This is a genomic window from Actinomycetospora sp. NBRC 106375 (assembly GCF_030269665.1).
GTDB lineage: Bacteria > Actinomycetota > Actinomycetes > Mycobacteriales > Pseudonocardiaceae > Actinomycetospora.
On record NZ_BSTS01000023.1, the window covers coordinates 39,396 to 55,844 of the forward strand.

16 protein-coding genes are annotated in these 16,449 nt (G+C 75.2%); 12 read left to right on the forward strand and 4 right to left on the reverse strand.

Annotated features, from left to right (window positions below):
* Positions 1-12: 12 nt before the first annotated feature.
* Positions 13-546: an HAD-IIIA family hydrolase gene (locus QSK03_RS28155; protein WP_352232059.1), complete on the reverse strand. Its 534-nt coding sequence runs from the start codon at positions 544-546 to the stop codon at positions 13-15.
* Positions 547-693: 147 nt separating this feature from the next.
* On the opposite strand from QSK03_RS28155, the gene QSK03_RS28160 reads away from it, so the two are divergent.
* The 5 genes from QSK03_RS28160 (at position 694) to QSK03_RS28180 (ending at position 4,906) form a co-directional block, all read left to right on the forward strand.
* On the forward strand, positions 694-1,239 hold the full coding sequence (locus tag QSK03_RS28160) for an ATP-binding protein (RefSeq protein ID WP_285658896.1): 546 nt from the start codon (positions 694-696) through the stop codon (positions 1,237-1,239).
* A gap of 236 nt (positions 1,240-1,475) precedes the next feature.
* Complete coding sequence (locus QSK03_RS28165; RefSeq protein ID WP_285658937.1) at positions 1,476-2,213, forward strand: RNA polymerase sigma factor SigF; 738 nt, start codon at positions 1,476-1,478, stop codon at positions 2,211-2,213.
* Positions 2,210-3,145 (forward strand): glycosyltransferase family 9 protein, encoded by a 936-nt coding sequence (locus tag QSK03_RS28170; protein ID WP_285658897.1) that lies wholly within the window; start codon positions 2,210-2,212, stop codon positions 3,143-3,145. The genes QSK03_RS28165 and QSK03_RS28170 overlap by 4 nt, the downstream gene beginning before the upstream one ends.
* A gap of 11 nt (positions 3,146-3,156) precedes the next feature.
* The gene (locus tag QSK03_RS28175; protein ID WP_285658898.1) at positions 3,157-3,975 is read left to right on the forward strand and encodes a DUF2127 domain-containing protein; all 819 of its coding nucleotides are present in this window, start codon (positions 3,157-3,159) and stop codon (positions 3,973-3,975) included.
* A 52-nt stretch (positions 3,976-4,027) separates the two neighbouring features.
* Positions 4,028-4,906: a DUF1206 domain-containing protein gene (locus QSK03_RS28180; protein WP_285658899.1), complete on the forward strand. Its 879-nt coding sequence runs from the start codon at positions 4,028-4,030 to the stop codon at positions 4,904-4,906.
* On the opposite strand, the gene QSK03_RS28185 is transcribed toward QSK03_RS28180, so the two are convergent.
* On the reverse strand, positions 4,888-6,276 hold the full coding sequence (locus QSK03_RS28185) for an MFS transporter (RefSeq protein WP_285658900.1): 1,389 nt from the start codon (positions 6,274-6,276) through the stop codon (positions 4,888-4,890). The genes QSK03_RS28180 and QSK03_RS28185 overlap by 19 nt on opposite strands.
* A gap of 214 nt (positions 6,277-6,490) precedes the next feature.
* Here QSK03_RS28185 and QSK03_RS28190 point away from each other — a divergent pair, with 214 nt between their 5' ends.
* Genes QSK03_RS28190 through QSK03_RS28205 form a run of 4 tightly spaced genes read left to right on the forward strand, consistent with a single transcriptional unit; the run spans position 6,491 to position 10,792 of the window.
* Positions 6,491-7,360 carry a YhjD/YihY/BrkB family envelope integrity protein gene (locus QSK03_RS28190; RefSeq protein ID WP_285658901.1) on the forward strand — a complete coding sequence of 290 codons (870 nt, stop codon included), beginning with the start codon at positions 6,491-6,493 and terminating at the stop codon, positions 7,358-7,360.
* Positions 7,357-8,205, forward strand: a complete 849-nt coding sequence (locus QSK03_RS28195; protein WP_285658902.1) for a carotenoid biosynthesis protein — start codon at positions 7,357-7,359, stop codon at positions 8,203-8,205. Before QSK03_RS28190 ends, QSK03_RS28195 begins: the two co-directional genes overlap by 4 nt.
* Positions 8,202-9,299 carry a glycosyltransferase family 2 protein gene (locus tag QSK03_RS28200; RefSeq protein WP_285658903.1) on the forward strand — a complete coding sequence of 366 codons (1,098 nt, stop codon included), beginning with the start codon at positions 8,202-8,204 and terminating at the stop codon, positions 9,297-9,299. The genes QSK03_RS28195 and QSK03_RS28200 overlap by 4 nt, the downstream gene beginning before the upstream one ends.
* Positions 9,296-10,792, forward strand: coding sequence for a phytoene desaturase family protein (locus QSK03_RS28205; protein ID WP_285658904.1), 1,497 nt, complete (start codon positions 9,296-9,298; stop codon positions 10,790-10,792). Before QSK03_RS28200 ends, QSK03_RS28205 begins: the two co-directional genes overlap by 4 nt.
* A gap of 13 nt (positions 10,793-10,805) precedes the next feature.
* On the opposite strand, the gene QSK03_RS28210 is transcribed toward QSK03_RS28205, so the two are convergent.
* Positions 10,806-11,429: a CDP-alcohol phosphatidyltransferase family protein gene (locus tag QSK03_RS28210; RefSeq protein ID WP_285658905.1), complete on the reverse strand. Its 624-nt coding sequence runs from the start codon at positions 11,427-11,429 to the stop codon at positions 10,806-10,808.
* Positions 11,426-12,421 carry a non-homologous end-joining DNA ligase gene (gene ligD, locus QSK03_RS28215; RefSeq protein WP_352232061.1) on the reverse strand — a complete coding sequence of 332 codons (996 nt, stop codon included), beginning with the start codon at positions 12,419-12,421 and terminating at the stop codon, positions 11,426-11,428. Before ligD ends, QSK03_RS28210 begins: the two co-directional genes overlap by 4 nt.
* A 128-nt stretch (positions 12,422-12,549) precedes the next feature.
* Here ligD and QSK03_RS28220 point away from each other — a divergent pair, with 128 nt between their 5' ends.
* The 3 genes from QSK03_RS28220 to QSK03_RS28230 are packed head-to-tail and all read left to right on the forward strand — an operon-like array spanning position 12,550 to position 16,439.
* Entirely contained in the window at positions 12,550-12,738 is a 189-nt protein-coding gene (locus tag QSK03_RS28220) for a hypothetical protein (RefSeq protein ID WP_285658906.1), read from the forward strand.
* A gap of 57 nt (positions 12,739-12,795) precedes the next feature.
* Positions 12,796-14,817 carry an SDR family oxidoreductase gene (locus tag QSK03_RS28225; protein WP_285658907.1) on the forward strand — a complete coding sequence of 674 codons (2,022 nt, stop codon included), beginning with the start codon at positions 12,796-12,798 and terminating at the stop codon, positions 14,815-14,817.
* A complete protein-coding gene (locus tag QSK03_RS28230) occupies positions 14,814-16,439 on the forward strand; it encodes an AMP-binding protein (RefSeq protein ID WP_285658908.1) in 1,626 nt (541 codons plus the stop codon). The genes QSK03_RS28225 and QSK03_RS28230 overlap by 4 nt, the downstream gene beginning before the upstream one ends.
* Positions 16,440-16,449 lie beyond the last annotated feature (10 nt).

The window sequence follows — 16,449 nt, forward strand, 5'->3', positions numbered from 1 at the left end:
CTCGACCCGTGGTCACGGCCCGAACCCCAGCAGCTCGACCGCCGCGAGGAGGTCGTCGGCGACGATCCCGCGCGCCGCGGCGTCGACGACCTCCTCGGCGCGCGTCGCGGCGGTGGGCACGAGCACGGCCCGGGCACCGGCGGCGTCGGCGGCCCCGACGTCGGCGGCGATGTCCCCGACGACGGCGACGTCGCGCGGCGCCAGACCGAGCGTCGCGGCCGCGTCCAGCACCATCCCGGGGGCGGGCTTGCGGCAGGCGCAGCCGTCCGACGCGCCGTGCGGGCACCACCGGATCACGGCGAACGGGCCCAGCAGCTCGTCGAGGCGCGCGTTGACCGCCGTCACCTGCTCGGTGGTGAGCAGCCCGCGCGCGATCCCGGACTGGTTGCTCACCACCCCGACGGGCACGCCCGCGGCGCGGACCCGGGCCAGCGCCGGGGCGGCGGCCGCGACCGGCCGGACGGCGGCGGGGTCGCCGTTGTAGGGGACGTCCACGACGAGGGTGCCGTCGCGGTCGAACAGCACCGCACGCGGTCGGTCGCTCACGGACGCGCAGCTCACCACGGGTGCCGGTGCTCCGCAGCGCCGTGAGCCCGCCGTGTGGTGCCGACCGGGCTCGGTTTGTGGTCAGGGGCCCCGGGTACACGCCGGGAGACCGGAGCCTCGCCGGTTCGTCCTCGGCCCCGAGCGGGCGTGACCGACCTGGAGGAAGCCCTCGTGATCCGCCCCCTGCCACCCGAGAACCGGGGACCGGTGGCGTTGCGTGACGTCGAGGTGCGGGTGCTGGCGGTCCCCGAGGCGCTGGTCACCGTGCGCACCGTCGCCGGCGATCTCGCCGCGCGCGCCGAGTTCCCCCTCGACACGGTCGACGACCTCAAGCTCGCCGTGGACGAGGCGTGCACCTGCCTCGCCGACATCGCCCGGCCCGACACCCGGCTCACCGGCACGTTCAGCGTCGACGAGGACGGCATCACGATGACGGTGTCGGTCTCGACGCTCGGCCCGATCTCGCTGCCCACCGACACGTTCGCGTGGCGCGTGCTGACGGTGCTCGCCGACGACGTCCGCGTCCTCGCCGAGGCCCCCACCGAGCCCGGCGGCGCGCACCGGCTCGCGCTGCGGATGACCCTCGACCGGCCCGCGCTGGTGCCGCGCGGGGACACCGGGATCGCCGACGACGCCGAGGAGCTCGCCGCCGTCGCCTCCTTCCCCGCACGCCCCGGGGCCCCGGCTCCGTGACACCGGCCGGCTCGCCCGACCCCACCGACCCGCGCGCCCTGGCGCGACCCGCCGATCCCACGGATGTGAGCTCGATCGACGCCATGACCGACACCGCCGGCGTGACCGGTACGCCGACCGCCGACGGTGCTGCCCCGGAGCGCGACGGCACCCCCGCCACGACACGCGAGACGACGCGCGAGACCACCGGCAGCACCGGGCGCCGCAGCGGCTCGCGGGGCGAGTACGACCACCTGATGCCGAAGCTCGCCGAGCACGCCGCGCTCGAGAAGGGCACCGCCGAGCGCCGGCGCCTGCGCGACGAGCTGGTGCGCGGGCACCTGCCGGTCGCCCAGCACATCGCGCGGCGGTTCTCCCGGCGTGGCGAGCCGGAGGAGGACCTCGAGCAGGTCGCCACCCTCGGCCTGATCAACGCCGTCGACCGCTACGACCCGGCCCGCGGCACCGACTTCCTGTCGTACGCGGTGCCGACGATCACCGGCGAGGTCCGCCGGCACTTCCGCGACCAGGCCTGGTCGATGCGCGTACCGCGCCGGCTCAAGGACCTCAACGTCACGCTGTCCTCGGCGATGTCGCAGATGTCGCAGACGCTGGGCCGCGCGCCCAACGCCGCCGAGCTCGCCGAGCACCTCGGGATCGCGAAGGAGGAGGTGCTCGAGGCCCTCGAGGCGTCGAACGCCTACCGCAGCGGGTCGCTCGACGAGATGCTCGTCGACGACCCGGACTCGGGCACCGTGTCCGACCTGCTCGGCGAGGCCGACGCGGCGCTCGACCAGGTCGAGTACCAGCAGTCGCTGGCCCCGTTGCTCGAGAAGCTCCCCCAGCGCGAGCGCACGATCATCAAGCTTCGCTTCTTCGGGAACCTGACGCAGTCGCAGATCGCCGAGCAGGTCGGGATCTCGCAGATGCACGTCTCGCGGCTGCTCGCCAAGACCCTCGCCCAGCTGCGCGAAGGACTCGGCGACGCCCGGTGAGAGCCGTCGTCCTGCGCGACCTCGGCCTCGGTGACCTGCTCGTCGCCGTCCCCGCGCTGCGCCTGCTGCGCCGCGCCCTCCCCGATCACGAGATCACCCTCGTCGCCCCGGCCGCCCTGTCCCCGGTGGTGGCGCGCATCGAGGCCGTCGACTCCCACGTGAGCAGTTGCGGGCCCTCTAGGGGCGCCAACTGCTCACATACGGCGGTCAACCTCCACGGCAAGGGGCCGGAGAGCCACGCGCGGTTGGAGGCCCTGGAGCCGGCGGTCCGGATCGGGCACGCCGCACCGGGCTGGGACGGGCCGTCGTGGGTCGACGACCCGACCGTGCCCGAGCGCCGGCGCTGGACCGACCTGCTCGCCGCGACCGGGCTCGTCTCCCCCGGGGACGCCCGCGACGGCGCCGACGACCTCGCCCTGCCCGGCCGCCGCGCCGTCCCCGGCGGGCCGGTCGTCGTGCACCCCGGCGCCGCGTACGGGTCCAAACGCTGGCCGCCCGAACGCTTCGCCGCGTGCGCGGCGGCGCTGCACCGGCGGGGCCGGGCGGTCGTCGTCACCGGCGGCACCGACGAGCGCCGGCTGACCGCCGAGGTCGTGGCCCGTGCCGGCCTGCCCGCCGACGCCGACCTCGGCGGGCGCACCGACCTCGCCGGCCTGCTCGACCTCGTCGCCGCCGCCTCGCTCGTCCTCGCCGGCGACACGGGCGTCAGCCACGTCGCCACGGCCTTCGGCACGCCGTCGGTGACGCTCTTCGGCCCGGTGCCCGCGACGCAGTGGGGCCCGCCGCCCGGCGGCCCGCACGTCGTCCTCGGTGACGACACCGCCCGGCGCGGCGAGCGCTTCGCCGCTGACCCCGACCCCGCCCTGCTCGCCGTCACGCCCGACCAGGTGCTCGCCGCGATCCCCTCCCCGGCCCGCGCCGTTCCCGCCTAGCATCACCCTCCGTGAAGCTGCGCTACGAGCTGCTGGGCTGTGCGCTGCACGGGCACGCGCTCGTCGGCACCGACGCGGCCACCGTGCGTGCCCAGGACGCGCCGCTGGTCCGCGAGGACGCCGAGAACCCGGCCGGGCTGCGCTGGTACCGGTGCCTGCGCTGCGACGCCTGGGAACCGCGGCCGGCGCCCGCCGACGCCGCCCGCGACACCGTGCCCGGCCCCGACGAGATCGAGGTGCCGCTGCGCGGCCGCCCGCTGCGCGACCGCTTCGTGCTGCGCCTCATCGCGCTCGACCGGGCGGTGCACGTCGTCGGGCTCGGGCTCCTCGGCGTCGCGGTGCTGGCGTTCGCCACCTACCGCGAGGCGTGGGGTCCCACCGTCGGCCAGATCATCGGCATCCTGCAGGCGACGCTCGGCGGCCCGGTCGGGCACGGCGGGCCGACGCTGCTCGTCGAGGTCGAGCGCGCCTTCGACGTCGCGAGCGCCACCCTGTACTGGCTCGCGGCGGCCCTGCTCGCCTACGCGGTGCTCGAGGCCGTCGAGGCCGTCGGCCTCTGGTACGCCCGGCGCTGGGCGGAGTACCTGACGTTCGTCGCCACCACGGTCCTGCTCGCCCCCGAGATCTGGGAGATCAGCCACGGCCCGACCGTGACGAAGGTGATCGCGCTGGTGATCAACCTCGCGGTCGTCGCCTACCTGCTGGTCGCCAAGCGGCTGTTCGGGCTGCGCGGCGGCGGGCGCGCCGAGGCCGCCGAGCGCGCGCACGACACCGGGTGGCCGGCGGTCGAGCGGACCACGCCGGGCCACATCACCCTGACGGTGCGCTGAAATCACGTCACACCACGCTGCCGAGACCTCCGGCACGGGGTAGGCAGGACCCGTGAGGCTGCTGCCGGGGACCGCCCCGGTCAGGGACGACGCGACACGTGGCCTTCCCGGCGCTCCCGACCCCGACTGGCACCGCGACGAGCACGACGCCCCCGGCCACTGGTCGGAGGTGCTCGGCCGCGTCGGCCTCGGCGCCTACGGCGTCGTCCACCTGCTGCTGGGCTGGCTCGCGGTCGCCATCGCGATGTCCGGCGAGCGGTCGCCGGTCGACCAGCGCGGCGCCGTCGCGATCGTCGCCCACGGCGGTCTCGTCGGACGGTTCCTGCTCGCGCTGGCGACCGTGTGCCTGGTGACGTTCGCGGTGTGGCAGCTGCGCGCCTGCGCGGTCGGCTTCCGCTGGGTCGACGAGCCGAACCTGCGGTGGCGCAAGCGCATCGGGGCGTTCGCCAAGGCCCTCGGCGTCGGCGGCGTCGCCTACTTCGCCGTGCGTGTGACGGTCGCGCCCAGCGAGAACGCCTCCGAGCTCCAGGTCGTCGCCCACGAGACCTTCGCGCTGCCCGGCGGGCGCCTGCTCGTGCTCCTCGCGGCGGTGGTCGTCCTCGTCACCGCGGTGTCCACGGCGTTCACCGGCATCGCGGCGACGTTCCTCGGCGACCTCGTCCCCGAGAAGCTCACCCCGCGCCTGCGCCACGCCGCCCGCTTCCTCGGCGGGATCGGCAACCTGACCCGCGCCGTGGTGTTCGGTGCGGTCGGCGTGCTGGCGCTCGAGGCCGTCGTCGACGACGACCCGGACGAGGTGGGCGGTCTCGACGTGGCGCTGCGCGCCCTCGCCGACCACACCCTCGGCACCTGCGTCCTGGTCATCGCCGGCGTCGGCTTCGCCGCCTACGGGCTGTACTGCCTCGTCGACGCCTACGCCCGGCACCCCTGAACCTCCGGCTCACGCACCCGGCCGGGCACGCACGCCCCCGCCACCGCGCCCGCCGCGACGATGGCCGCGCAGGCCGCCATCGCGGGCACGAACCCGGCGAGGAACTCCGCGGGGCTCCCGTAGCCGCCGCGCGGCGCGAACACCGCCACGAGCACGGCGAGCCCGAGGACGCCGCCGAGCTCGCGCAGCGTGCTGTTGACGCCGACGGCCTTCCCGACGTCGTCCGGCCCGAGCCCACCGAGCACCGCGTTGGCGGCGGCCGGCATGGCCAGCGAGCCGCCGATGCTGGCCACGACGAAGCCCGGGACGAGGTCGCCGTAGGACAGGGCCGGCGCCGCGACCGCCACCCACGCCAGCCCCAGCGCCGTGAGGGCGAGGCCGACGGTCAGCGGCAGGCGGTTGCCGATCCGGTCGGCGAGCATCCCGCCGACCGGCCCGAGCACGAACAGCGACGACGTCCACGCCATGAGCCCGAGACCGGTCTGCAGCGGCGAGAAGCCCAGGCCCACCGACAGCAGCTGGCTGAAGAAGAACAGGCCCCCGAACACGGACACGAACAGGCCGACCGTGGCGAGGTTGCCGGCGACGAAGCCGGGCGCGCGCACGAGGCGCCCGGGCAGCAGGGGCAGGTCCGCGCTGCGCTGGCGGACCACGAACGCGCCGGCCAGGACGACCGCGGCGGCGAGGGCCGCCAGCACCTCGGCGGACATCCAGCCCGCGACGTTGCCGCGGGTCAGGGCCCAGACGACGCCGAGCGCGGCGCCCGCGAGCAGCACCACGCCGGGCGCGTCCATCGTCGCGTCGCCGCCGCGCGACTCCGGGACGACCGCGAGCACGAGCGGCACGACGACGAGCCCGATCGGCACGCCCGGCCAGAACACGAACTCCCAGCCCACGAGGTCGGTGACCACGCCGCCGAGCCCGGGGCCCGCCAGCACCGCGAGCCCGGTGACGCCCTGGAGCACGCCGAGCGCGCGGCCGCGGTGCTCGGGCGGGTAGGCGGCGCCCACGATCGTCATCCCGAGCGCGGTGCCCGCCGCGGCCCCGGCGCCCTGGACGGCCCGCGCGACGACGAGCGTGCCGACGTCGGGGGCGAGCGCGCACGCCGCCGACGCGACGGTGAACAGCACGAGCCCCGCGGTGAAGACCCGCCGGCGCCCGAAGCGGTCGCCGAGCGCGGCGGCGGGCACGAGCAGCACGGCGAGGGTGAGGTTGTAGGCGTTCACCGTCCACTCGAGCGACTCGACGCCCGCACCGAGGTCGTGGCGGATGGTGGTCAGCGCGGTGGACACGACGAGCGTGTCCAGCGCACACATCAGCGAGGTCACCGACACGAGCAGGAGCACCGTGGTGCGCTGTCGCGGGGTCATGACCCGTCCTCCTCCGGGAGCGGGCGGGGTCTCTTCCCCGCCCTGTCCTCGGTGGTGACTCGGTACGATCTCAGGACTCATCGGTCCGTCGGCGATACTTTCGTGGTATGTGAGCGAAATTCCCGGCCAGAGGCGGGAATTCCGCTCACATAGGTCCGGCTGTGACGCCCGCCGGGACCGGTTGTGGGCGCTCGGGTCGGGGTACGCCCGGCCGGTGCCCGGAGCCTCCCTCACCCGCGTGCCCGTGGCCCTCGCCCGGGACGTGGCGTCGACCCTGCGGGGCCGGGACCTCGCCGCCGTCGCGGCCGGGCTGACGTACTTCGCCGGCCTGGGCGTCGTGCCGTGGCTGCTGCTGGCGGTGTCGGGCGCGGCGCTGATCGGCTCGCCGGAGACCGTCGCCGCCCACCTCGCCGACCTGCGCCTGCTCGTCCCGCCCGGGATGGGGGCGCGGCCGGTGTACGACGCGCTCGTGCGCGCCGGGCTCGACCTCGGCTCCTGGGGCGCGCTCGTCACGATCTTCCCCGCCACGTTCTACGGCGAGGGTCTGCGTCGCGCGTGCCTGCGCCTGTCCCCGCGCCGCGACCGCTTCACCGGCTGGCGCGCCCGGCTGGCCCTGCTGCCGCTGGTGCTCGCCGTCCCCGTCCTCGCGCTCGGCGTGTTCGCCGCCGGGCCGTGGCTCGCCGACCTCGCCGGGACCGGCGGCGTCGCGGGGACCGCCGGCCAGGTCGTCGTCGCCTTCCACCTCTCGTGGCTCGCGATCGGCGCGGTGCTGGCGTGGGGGTTCCGCGTCGTCGCGCCGGGCGGGCCCGGGTGGGTCGCCACGCTGGTCGGGGCGTACGGGACGTCGGCGGTGCTCGCCGGCTTCCTGCAGGGGTTCCTGCTCTTCCTCGCCCTGCCCATCGACCTCGGCATCCCGTTCGGCGGGCTGGACGTCGTCGGCGCGACCGTCGCCGTCGCGCTGTGGCTGTTCGTGCTGCACGTGCTGCTGCTCGTGGGCTGGGCGACGACCGACGCCCTGGACCGTCGCCTGCGGGGGCGGCAGGAGACGCGGCAGGCCTGGGAGCTGGCCGGGGCGGCGCGGTGAGCCGGGCGACGCTCACGGCCTCACGCACGCCCCAGCGCCACACGGGGCGGGCCGCGGAGATCGTGCCCTGGCTGCTCGGCGCCGGGGTGATCGGCGTGCAGATCGCCTTCCCGCTGACCGGGGGCGGGACGCCGGCGATGACGATCGCGGCGGTCGTGCTGTTCGCGCTGGCGTCGGTGGGGCACGCGCTGCTCACGCGCGGGCCGGCGGCCGCGGCCGGTCTCGTCGCCGTCGCCGGGGGCGGCGGGCTGCTCGTCGAGGCCGTCGGGCTCGCGACCGGCCTGCCGTTCGGCGAGTACCGCTACTCCGGCTCGCTCGGCGCCGCGGTGCTCGGCGTGCCACTGGTGGTGCCCGCGGCGTGGACGATGATGGCGTACCCGGCACTGCTCGTCGGGCGTCGCCTCGGACGGGCGCTCCCGCTGCGCTGGGGGCACCTGACCGCGACCGTCCTCGGCGCCTGGGCGCTCGCGACGTGGGACGTCTTCCTGGACCCGCAGATGGTCGAGGCGGGGCACTGGACGTGGCTCGACCCCACCCCCGCCCTGCCCGGGGTGCCGGGGATCCCGGTGTCGAACTTCGCCGGCTGGCTGCTCGTCGCCGTCGTGATGATCGCCGTGCTGGACCGGCTCCTGCCCGAGCGCCCCCTCGTCGACGACGGGCTGCCGCTCGTGATGTGGCTGTGGACCTTCCTGTCCTCGACGATGGCCGCGGCCGTGTTCTTCGGGCGGCCCTCGGTGGCGCTGGTCGGCGGCGTGCTCATGGGCCTCGTGGGCGTCCCCCTGATCGTGCTCCTGCGCCGCCACGGACCGGACCTGCGCCCGCGCGTCCTGCGCCACCGCACGTGAGGGCCGCGGTCGCCGTCGGCACCGCGCTCGCCTGCGCGTCGCTCGGCCTCACCGTCGACAACCTGCGGCGGCTGCGCGTCCCCGACCCGCACACGGCGCCGCCCCGCGAGCGGGTGGCGGTGCTCGTGCCCGCCCGCGACGAGGAGGACCACATCGGCGCCTGCGTGCGGGCGCTGCGCGCCGCCGTGGACCGGTGGACGGTGCCGGCCGAGATCGTCGTACTCGACGACGGGTCCCGCGACGCCACGGCCGCCCGGGCCCGCGAGCTCGGCGTCCGCGTGCTCGACGGCGTCCCCCCACCACCCGGCTGGCTGGCGAAGCCCTGGGCCTGCCACCAGCTCGCCCTCGCCACCGACGCCGACGTGCTCGTGTTCGTCGACGCCGACGTCGTCGTCGCCCCGCACGGGCTCGCCGCCACCGTGGACCTGCTGCGCCGCAGCGGGCTCGACCTCGTCTCCCCGCACCCGCGCCAGCACGCCGAGGGCGTCGCGGAGCGCCTGGTGCAGCCGCTGCTGGCGTGGTCGTGGCTCTCGACGCTGCCGCTCGGGGTCGCCGAACGCTCGGCGCGGCCGTCCCTGACGGCAGCCAACGGCCAGCTGCTCGCCGTCGACGCCCGCGCCTACCGGTCCGCCGGCGGCCACCCGCCCGGCGACGTGCTCGACGACATCGCCCTGCTGCGGGCGATCAAGCGTGCCGGTGGCCACGGGGTGATCGCCGACGGCACGGTGGTCGCGTCGTGCCGGATGTACCTGGGCGCGGCGGAGGTGCGCGAGGGGTACGCCAAGTCGCTGTGGGCGGCCTTCGGGTCGCCGGGGAACGCGGCGGTGGTGCTCGGCCTGCTCCTGGTGACCCACGTCGTGCCCGCGCTCGCGGCCCTGGCCGGCTCGCGGGTCGGGCTGGTCGGCTACCTCGCGGGCGTCGCGAGCCGGGCGCTGGCCGCGCGGCGCACCGGCTCCCCGGTCGCTGACGCCCTCGCGCACCCGGTGTCGGTGCTCGCGGTCGGCGCCCTCACCGTCGACTCCTTCCGGCGCCGCCGCGCCGGCACGCTGCGGTGGCGGGGCCGGCGCGTCGAACCCGTCGCGGCGGCCGCGTGACCAGCACCGTCGTCGTCGGCGCCGGCCTCGGCGGGCTGGCCGTGGCGGCCCGTCTCGCCGCGGGCGGGCACCACGTGACCGTGCTCGAGGCGTCCTCGTGGGTCGGCGGCAAGCTCGGCACGGTCGAGGTCGACGGGTTCCGCTTCGACACCGGGCCGTCGCTGGTCACGATGCCCGCGGTGTTCGAGAGCCTGTTCGCCGACACCGGGGCACCGCTGCGCGACGTCCTCGACCTGCAGCCCCTCGACGTCGCGGCCCGCTACCGCTTCGGCGACGGCGTCGAGCTCGATCTGCCCGGGCGTCGCGACGCGATCGGGCCGGCCCTGGACGCCGCGCTCGGCGACGGGGCCGGCGCGCAGTGGGCCTCGTTCCTGCGGCACGCCGAGCGGCTCTGGGAGGTGACGCACGAGCCGTTCCTCGAGCGTCCGGTCACCCCCGCGGCCCTCGCCCGGCTGGCGTTGCGGGTGCGTGACCTCGTGACCGTCGCCCCGTGGCGCAGCCTGCGCGGCGTCGGCGCGCGGCACCTGCGCGACGAGCGCCTCGGGATGCTGCTCGACCGGTACGCGACGTACTCGGGGTCCGACCCGCGCCGGGCGCCGGCTGCGCTCGCGGTCGTGCCGTACGTCGAGCAACAGTTCGGGTCCTGGTATGTCCACGGGGGCCTGCGGCGGCTCGCGGACGCCGTCGCCGCACGCTGCCGGGCTCTCGGGGTGGCCCTGCGGACCGGCGAGCGCGTCGTCGGGATCGAGACCGACGACGGACGGGCGTCCGGGGTGCGCCTCGCCTCCGGGGAGCGGGTGGGCGCCGACGTCGTCGTCGCCAACGCCGACGCGGCCACCGTGTACGGCCCCGGCGGGCTGCTGCCGCACCGCGCGTCGGCCCGCCGCTTGGCCCGGACGACGCCGTCGTCCTCGGGGTTCGTGCTGCTGCTCGGGCTCGCCGGGCGCGACCCGTCCACCCCGCACCACCGGGTGCTGTTCCCCCCGACGCGGGCGACGTACGACGCGGAGTTCGACGCGTACCGGGGCGCGTCCCCGGCGGCGGCGCCCGCGGTCTACGTCCACGCGCCCGACGACCCCGCGCTGCGCCCCGACGACGACGCCGAGGCGTGGTTCGTGCTGGTCACCGCGCCACGCCACGCGCCCGGCCGCGGTGTCGACTGGGACGCGCCGGGACTCGCGCAGCGCTACGCCGACCGGATCCTCGCGGTGATGGCACGGCGCGGGCTCGACGTGCGCCACCGGATCCGCAGCTGCACGGTCCGCACCCCCGCCGACCTCGAACGCGAGACCCTCTCCCCCGGCGGCGCGATCTACGGGACGTCGTCCGACGGCGCGCTCGCGGCGTTCCTGCGCCCCGCCAACCGCTCCCCCGTCGACGGCCTCTACCTCGTCGGCGGCTCCGCCCACCCCGGCGGCGGCCTCCCCCTCGTCACCCTGTCCGCGGAGATCACCGCGCGCCTCGTCCTCTGTCAGCAGTTGGCGCCCCGATGAGGGCGCCAACTGCTCACATGAGGCGGCGGTACACCGTCACCAGGACCTGGACGAAGCCGACGACCGCGAGGACCGCGGCGAGCACCATCGCGATCGCCGCCCCCGGCACCGTCGGGCTCACCGCGGCGCCGAGCAGGCCCAGCGACGTCGCGATGACCCGCGACGGCCGCTCCCAGACGCTGACCACGCCGACGTCGGGCAGGCGTGCCGACGCGCGCACCGACTCCTGGAGGAGCGTGAGGACGCCGACGACCACCGCCAGCCAGCCCGGCGCCCCGGCCAGGACCAGGGCCACGAGGAACGCCACGTCACCGACCCGGTCCACCAGCGGGTCGAGCACGCGGCCCCACGCCGTCGCCGTGTCTGTGAGCCGGGCGACGGCGCCGTCGAGCCCGTCGAGCAGCGCGCACACCACCGCGAGCACGGCGCCGAGCAGGAACCACCAGCGTCCGAACAGCGCCGCCACCGGCACCGCGACGCCGCACACCAGCGACGCGACGGTCAGCGCCGTCGGCGGCACGCCGCGGCGGGCGAACGGCCGCGCCGCCACGCCCACCAGACGCAGCCAGCCGAGCACCAGCCCCCGCGGCTCGATCCCGCCGTGCGCCGCCGACCAGCGACCCAGGGAGTCGTTCACTGCTCCCGCACGACGTCGGCCGGGTCCTTGTCGATGCGCAGCCCCTGGTAGCGGGGGTGGCGCAGCCGGCCGTCACCGGTCCACTCGCTGAACCCCACCGCGCACACCAGCTCCGGGAGCACCCAGTGCTGCCCCTTCTCGCGGACGGCGTCGACGAACGGGGCCTCGTCGGCCGCGAGGTCGTCGAGGCGGTCCCGCAGCATCGCGAGCGTCGCCGCGTCGTAGCCGGTGCCGACCTTGCCGGCGTAGCGCAGCTGCCGAGACCCGTCGTAGTACCCCACCAGCAGCGCCCCGAGCCCGCGCCGCGACCCGCTCGGGTCGGTCCAGCCGCCGATGACGAACTCCTGGTCGCGGACGCACTTGAGCTTGAGCCAGTCGCGGCTGCGCCCGCCGAGGACATAGGGGGCGTCGCTGCGCTTGGCGATCAGCCCTTCCCAGCCGTCGCCGCAGGCCTCGGCGAGGAGCTCGCTCGGGTCCCCCTCCAGCGCCGGGCTGCGGTACAGCGGCTTCCGGAACGTCACGACGGCGTCGAGGATCCGGTGCCGTGTCGACTGCGGCAGCCGGGTCACGTCGATGTCGTCGAGCACGAGCAGGTCGAACAGGTGCGCCTCGACCTCGACGCCCGTGCGCCGGGCGCGATTCGGATCCTGGAGGTGCATACGTGCCTGGAGGCTCGAGAACGTCCCGTCGGTCGCGGTGATCTCGCCGTCGAGGACGAACCGGTCCGGGCCCTGCTCCGCGAGGGCCTCCACGATCTCGGGGTAGCTGCCGTCCATCGACTTCTGGTTGCGCGACCACAGCTGCGGCGTCCCAGCTTTGTCGCGGGTGGCGATGACCCGCACGCCGTCGAGCTTGCGCTCGAACACCCACCCTGCGCCGGGCGGGTGCTCCTTCGACAGCGTGGCCAGCATCGGCGCCCGGAACCCCGACCCGTCCGCCCGGCGCAGCGCGCGCTGCTGCTCGGGCGGGAGGTCCCACACGTCGTCGGCCACGTCGACCTCCCTACCCGACCCCGGTCGCCGGGATGCGCGCCGGCGTGTCGCTCACCTGAGGATGTGGCGATCCTGGCGTCAGACGCCAGCAATGCCGCATTGCTCGTACTCCCCTACCGTTCTGGACCATGAGCGAGCAGCGCAACGAGGCGGCGAACATCGAGCAGCGCTACGTCGCCGAGCAGAACGACGAGGAGGCGCTCGTCGAGGGTCTCGACCCGGACAAGCCACGTGAGCAGAAGACCACCGACAAGATCAAGGCGGCCGGGGACGACGTCGAGGAGCACGTCGAGGAGATGACGGACCCCGAGAGGTGACCCGCCGGTAACCCGATGCGTGGCGGTCGTCGGTGGCCTGTGCCACGATCCTCCGCCATGCGGTATCTGGTGACCGGCGGTACCGGGTTTCTCGGGCGGATGGTCCTCGCCCGTCTGCTCGCACGTGACGACTGCGAAGCGGTGTACGCGTTGGTCCGGGAGGGCTCACGCGACCGACTGCTGCGCCGGTTCGCCGACGTCGAGGGCCACGACAAGATCGTGCCGGTCGTCGGCGACCTGACCGCGCCGCGGCTGGGCCTGCACGACGCGGAGATCGACGGGCTCGGTGGGCGCGTCGACCACGTCCTGCACCTCGGCGCGATCTACGACATCACCGCCGACGACGACACCAACCACGCGGCGAACGTCGACGGTACGCGCGGCGTCGTCGAGCTGGCCGCGAGGATCGACGCCGGCTGCGTCCACCACGTCTCCTCGGTCGCCGTCGCCGGCGAGTACGAGGGCACGTTCACCGAGGACGACCTCGACGTCGGACAGCGCTTCGGCAACCCGTACCACCGCACCAAGTACGAGGCCGAGCGCATCGTCCGTGAGGAGTCGACCACCCCCTGGCGCGTCTACCGCCCCGCGGTCGTCGTCGGCGACTCGCAGACCGGCGAGATGGACAAGATCGACGGGCCGTACTACCTGCTCACCGCGATCTCCCTGCTCGGGCGCCTGCCGGCCGCCCTGCGGTTCGCCATCCCCGAGCTCGGCGCCACCAACGTCGTCCCGGTCGACTTCGTCGCCGACGCGATGGTCCACCTCGCGCACCAGCCCGGTCTCGACGGGCGCGCGTTCCACCTGGTGCACCCGCGCCCGCAGCCGGTCTCCGAGGTCTACAACGCCCTCGCCGGCCCGCTCGGCGCCCCGAAGGTGCAGGCCACGATCCCGGACGCGGTCGGGAACCTCCTCCAGCGGGCCGCCGGCGCCGCGTCGACCGTCCCCGCCCTCGCCGCCGCCCGCGACATCGTCCTCGCCGAGCTCGACATCCCGCCCGAGGTGCTCCCCCACCTGACCTTCCCGACGCACTTCACCGCCGAGAAGACGGCCGCGGCGCTCGCCGGGTCGGGCATCGCGAGCCCGGAGTTCGGCGACTACGCGCCGGTCCTCGTCGAGTGGTGGCGCGAGCACCTCGACCCCAATCGTCACCGGCGCCCACGGCCCGGCGGCCCGCTGCAGGGCCGCCGGGTCGTGATCACGGGCGCGTCGTCGGGCATCGGCCGGGAGACCGCGTTCAAGGTCGCCCGCTCCGGCGGCGTGCCGCTGCTGGTGGCGCGGCGCACCGAGGAGCTCGAGGAGGTCAAGGCCGAGATCGAGCGCGACGGCGGCCAGGCCTGGGTCTACTCGTGCGACATCACCGACGGGGAGTCGGTACAGGCGCTGGTCAAGACGATGATCAACGACCACGCCGGCCCGGACACCGGCATCGACATGCTCGTGAACAACGCCGGGCGCTCGATCCGCCGCGGGGTGCGCCTCGAGCTGGAGCGCTTCCACGACTTCGAGCGCACGATGGCGATCAACTACTTCGGCGCGGTCCGGCTGACGCTCGCGCTGCTGCCGCACATGCTCGAGCGACGGTTCGGGCACATCGTGGACATCTCCTCCATCGGTGTGCAGACGGGCCCGCCGCGGTTCTCGGCGTACGTGGCGAGCAAGGCCGCGCTGGACGCGTGGGCCTCGATCGTCGCCACCGAGGTGCTCGGCGAGGGCGTCACGTTCACGACGGTGCACATGCCGCTCGTGCGCACCCCGATGATCGCGCCGACCCGGATCTACGACGCCTTCCCCACCGACTCCCCCGAGGAGGCGGCGGACAAGGTCATGCGCGCGCTGGTCGACCGCCCCAAGCACGTCGGCACGGCGCTGGGCACCCTCGGCGCGGTGGCGGGCGCACTGACGCCGCGGATCAAGGACGGTGTCATGCACATCGCCTACCGCGTGTTCCCCGAGTCGGCGGCGGCGCGTGAGGGTAGTGACCTCGACAGGCACGACGACGCCCGCACCCTCGACACGGGCCCGCTCTCGCGCGGCGCCCAGGCCATGGCCCGACTTCTCCCTGGAGTGCACTGGTGAAGACCCCGTTCGGCACCCCCACCGAGCTCGCGACCGGGCTGCGGCTGCTGACCGGAGCAGGCGTCATCGCCCCCGTCGCCCCCCATCGCGCGGCGCTGTTCCCGACCGCGCTCTACCGCTACGGGTTCACCCCGACCACCGCGTTCGTCGTCGGGCGCTGGCGCCACCCCGACCGCGTCGCCATCGTCGACGACCGCGGCACCGTCACCTTCCGCGAGATCCACGACCGCACCGACCGGCTCGCCCGCGCCCTCGCCGACCGCCGCGTCGGGCCGGGCAGCCGTGTCGCCGTGCTCTGCCGCAACCACCGCGGGCCGATCGAGACGATCCTCGCGGTCAGCAAGGTCGGCGCCGACGTCGTCCTGCTCAACACCGGCCTCTCCCCCGCGCAGATGAAGGCCGTGGCCGAGGAGCAGGACATCACGACGATCGTCGTCGACTCCGACCTCGCCGACCGGCTCGAGCAGGTCCCCGACGACGTCAAGCGCATCCACGCCTGGACCGAGGGCACCGGCTGCTGGGGCGACGACACCCTCGAGGGCCTCATCGGCGCCGACGGGTCGCAGCCGCTGCCGACCAAGCCGCCGGTGGGCAAGACGATCGTGCTGACCTCGGGCACCACCGGCACCCCGAAGGGCGCCGAGCGCCCGTCGCCGAACGGGATCGGCGTGGTCAACGCGATCCTCTCGCGCATCCCGCTGACCGCGCAGGAGCCGGCGCTGGTCTGCGCGCCGCTGTTCCACACGTGGGGCTTCGCGGCGTTCCAGATCGGCGCGCTGATGGGCTCGACGCTGATCCTGCGCCGCAAGTTCGACCCCGAGGACGCGCTGGCCCAGCTCGCGCAGCACCGGTGCACCGCGATGTTCGCGGTGCCGGTGATGCTCCAGCGCATGCTCGAGCTCGACGACGAGGTCAAGGCGCGCTACGACACCTCGGCGCTGGTGACCGTCACCGCCACCGGCTCGGCGATGCCGCCGGCGAAGGTCACCGAGTTCCTCGAGACCTTCGGCGACAAGCTCTACATGCTCTACGGCTCCACCGAGGTGTCCTGGGCGTCCATCGCGAAACCCGAGGAGCTGCGGTCCCAGCCCGGCACCGCGGGCCGCCCGCCGGTCGGCACCACGGTGAAGATCCTCGGCGACGACGACCGCGAGCTCCCGACCGGCGAGACCGGGCGCATCTTCGTCGGCAACGACATGCTCTTCACCGGCTACACCGGCGGCCGCGGCGAGACCGAGGTCGTCGACGACATGCTCGGCACCGGCGACCTCGGGCACTACGACCGCGACGGCCTGCTGTTCATCTCCGGCCGCGCCGACGACATGATCGTCTCGGGTGGGGAGAACATCCACGCGGGCGAGGTCGAGGGCCTGCTCGCCGACATGGACGGGGTCAAGGAGGCCGCGGTCGTCGGCGTCGACGACGAGGAGTACGGCCAGCGCCTGGCCGCCTACCTCGTGCTCGAGTCCGGGGCGAAGGTCGACGCGGACGGGGTGCGCGACCACGTCAAGAACCACCTCGCCCGCTTCGCTGCGCCGCGCGACGTCGAGTTCCTCGACGAGCTGCCCCGCAACAACACCGGCAAGGTGCTGAAGAAGGAGCTGGGGACCTCGTCGTCCTGACCCGCAAGAT